General features: G+C 44.5%; 2 protein-coding genes and 1 pseudogene. All 3 read left to right on the forward strand.

All coding sequences use genetic code 11. The features are described 5' to 3' along the window. A partial coding sequence (locus A3844_RS30830) for a TNT domain-containing protein (protein ID WP_143192218.1) occupies positions 1-1,170 on the forward strand: 1,170 nt, incomplete at its 5' end. Then, the gene (locus tag A3844_RS30835; protein WP_244169901.1) at positions 1,170-1,406 is read left to right on the forward strand and encodes a hypothetical protein; all 237 of its coding nucleotides are present in this window, start codon (positions 1,170-1,172) and stop codon (positions 1,404-1,406) included. The genes A3844_RS30830 and A3844_RS30835, both read left to right, overlap by 1 nt. Positions 1,407-1,865: 459 nt before the next feature. Further along, a pseudogene (locus A3844_RS30840) lies at positions 1,866-3,041 on the forward strand (hypothetical protein); the annotation flags it as partial.

Here is a 3,041-nt window from a genome sequence, read left to right on the forward strand (position 1 = left end):
AACCCTGAGGTAATGAAACGGCTGAAAGAGACGTATTGGTCTACCCTGTCGACAGAGGAGCAGGACCGGATCTATGCAGAGACCAAAGCGTATTACGAAAAGCAAGAGAAGGAAGTGGCAGATAAAAACCGTCTGCTGCGAAGTGGTGTTGGAAACCAGACGCTTGCCAATATTCTAGAAGGTGGAAGTAATATCCTGGTGAATGCAATCGATACGGCATCGTATGGGATGGCAGGGACAATTACGGATTGGACCATGGGACCGAAACCGGCAGGCTATGTTGACCCGACGGATAATCCGTATGGAAAGAATGCAGGACAATTAGCGGGGAACCTCATCAGCATAGGTCTACCGTTGAAGTATTTGAACAGTGTAAAAACCTCAGGTGCAGTGGGGAACTTCTCACCCACCTTAATGAAGTCGGTGGTAGCGGGAGCCATCAGCGGGACCGTGGGCGAAGCGATGGACGCGTTCAATGATTTCAGGGATGATGGAAAGCAAAGTCTGGGTGAGCGAATAGCGGCTGTGGGAATCAATACCGTTATTGCTGGTGCGGGAGATCTAATGATTACAGCAGGAAGTAAAGTGGCTGCCAGTACGATGAGATTTGTGCGAGGGAAGCTGCCGGATATCAAGTTGGAAAAGGTTGAGGTGGCAGGAAAACCCGAAGCAGAAATCGAAATTAAACCAAAGGAGGTAGAAGAACCCCATATTGAAAGGACAGGTAAAGTTATATCTGATGCTGATAGGTTGAAATTGGGGAAATGGAGGTATAGACCATCAGATGAGTTGTACATAAATTACAAAGAGGTCTTTGATAATCCAAAATATTATGACCAATTAACTGGAGACATTAAGTGGCCTAAAAATGATGGATTCGATGGCGTTCCTAATAAAGCAACGTTAAAAATAGGTACAAGAATTGATAGATATGGTTTTGAAAGCGGAAGTTTTGTTTCACCAGAGTATATTTCATATGAAATGAGATCTTTAGCTCCTGGTACAAATTCTAAGCCTTACCATGTGTACGAAGTTATGAAGGAAATAGACGCTCTCGAAGGAACAATTGCTCCGTGGTTTGATGAAACTGGCGAAGGTATACAGTTTAAACTGTATACGACGATTCAAGATTTGATTGATGAAGGCTATTTAAAGGAGGTTTTTAACTGATGATGACATTATATGAACTAGAGAAAAAGCTTTTAGAGATTAACATTCCAAACGATGCTTATTCTTTAAATGGTGGATTACCCAATGAGGCATTTTGTATTAATGAAAGTGATGGAAAGTGGGAGACTTATTACAGTGAGAGGGGTTCTAAATCTGGAACGAAATTATTTGATAATGAAGGGGAAGCTTGTGATTATTTTCTAACATGGATTAAACGGAATTTTAAAATAACTTAAGGGAATGTAGAATGTTTTGTTTGTTAGATAGATATGAAAAGGATGTGCTTACTAAGCAGAATAGTTATCAAAACAACAGAGTTAGAAAGAGTATAAATAAATACTGGTCTATTGTGGTCAGGTGCTACCATTATTGACCTGTTTTTTTGTTATCTTCGCTTTCTTAGATTTTGATCAAACCAAAAAGCCATGATACCAACTGGCTGTATCTACAAGTGGAAGGCCACGCGAATATATGGATCTGATCTCTTGGATTGCAATCTTCATAAGAAATACCCATTTGTTGTCACAGAGGATTCAGATAATAAAGTGTTAATTATTTGTGAACAGTTGGGTATGGAAATGGTAGATAGGGGTGTTTACCAAAAGTGGGTTCAAAAAAATGAAGTAGAATTAAGCTTCACTCGGAAACCAATATAGGTCTTTTTGAAACGCTTATTTCGTTTGAGGAGGAAGCGCATGGCGCCCACAAAGCTTATCTTTGATGTAGATGAAGTTCAGCGCCTGCGAACAAAAATAGGTCTGGTGAGCCAGGACACGAATCAGCTATACCTGCAGTTGAAGGGCCAGGCCAACAACTGGAGCGGTATTCCGTTGGGACAAAACCTGGTGCAGGCCCAGGTGCTCATCAATGAACTGATGGTGGAAGCAGAAAAACTGGAGGATCTCATTCGGAGCGCGGTCCAAGGTGTCCAAAGCGTTCAGGAAGAGAACAAGCGGCAAGCCAGCCAACTCACCCAGCCGTTCAGCCTCTTTGCAGGCATGTTGGGAAGTTTTGGGGGGAACGGAAGCCAAGGGAGGTATTCGATTCCAACCTTTGCTCAGAAAGCAGCGACGAAATTGATCTCCTCCATTGCTGCCCTAACAGGCCGGGATGAACTGGATAGCGATCCGATGGTAAGGAATCTTCGGGACATCCTTCAAAAGTCCGGCTTAGGGACCGTAGAAGGTATCGCAGCGCAAAGCAAGCTAAACGATATCAACGAAGCGCGGAATCTGATCGCGAAGGCGCAGACAGCCTACGAGGTATATGAAGCATTTGAAAATCAAGCGCAAATGGATGCGATGCACAAGCTGGCGGAAGACGCACGCAAGAAGCTGGAGTCCCTGGGCGTAGATAAGGCTCAATATGAGGCAGGGAAAGATTTAAGCGTGTATTTCAAGCAACCGGCGTTGAAGGCATGTGACTACGATCCGTCGAGTACGACCAGCAGTGTGCCTCTGTTGGAAACAGAAGAATATTCACTTCTGCTGCAGATGTCGAGGATGGAAGGGACGAAGGGGGATTGGGCGAAACAGCAATTGGCGCTGATGAAGCCGCAGGCCACGATAGGACCGTCTGACCCGACTAAGCAGGTGTCGTATGAAGAGATTTTAAACCGGGACAACCCTGAGGTAATGAAACGGCTGAAAGAGACGTATTGGTCTACCCTGTCGACAGAGGAGCAGGACCGGATCTATGCAGAGACCAAAGCGTATTACGAAAAGCAAGAGAAGGAAGTGGCAGATAAAAACCGTCTGCTGCGAAGTGGTGTTGGAAACCAGACGCTTGCCAATATTCTAGAAGGTGGAAGTAATATCCTGGTGAATGCAATCGATACGGCATCGTATGGGATGGCAGGGACAATTACGGAT

Origin of the sequence: Paenibacillus helianthi, from assembly GCF_001909055.1 — a bacterium.
GTDB lineage: Bacteria > Bacillota > Bacilli > Paenibacillales > Paenibacillaceae > Paenibacillus_AQ > Paenibacillus_AQ helianthi.

Coding starts and splice junctions, on each gene's coding strand:
- A3844_RS30835 (WP_244169901.1), top strand. CDS start 1,170: ATGATGACATTATATGAACTAGAGAAAAAGCTTTTAGAGATTAACATT.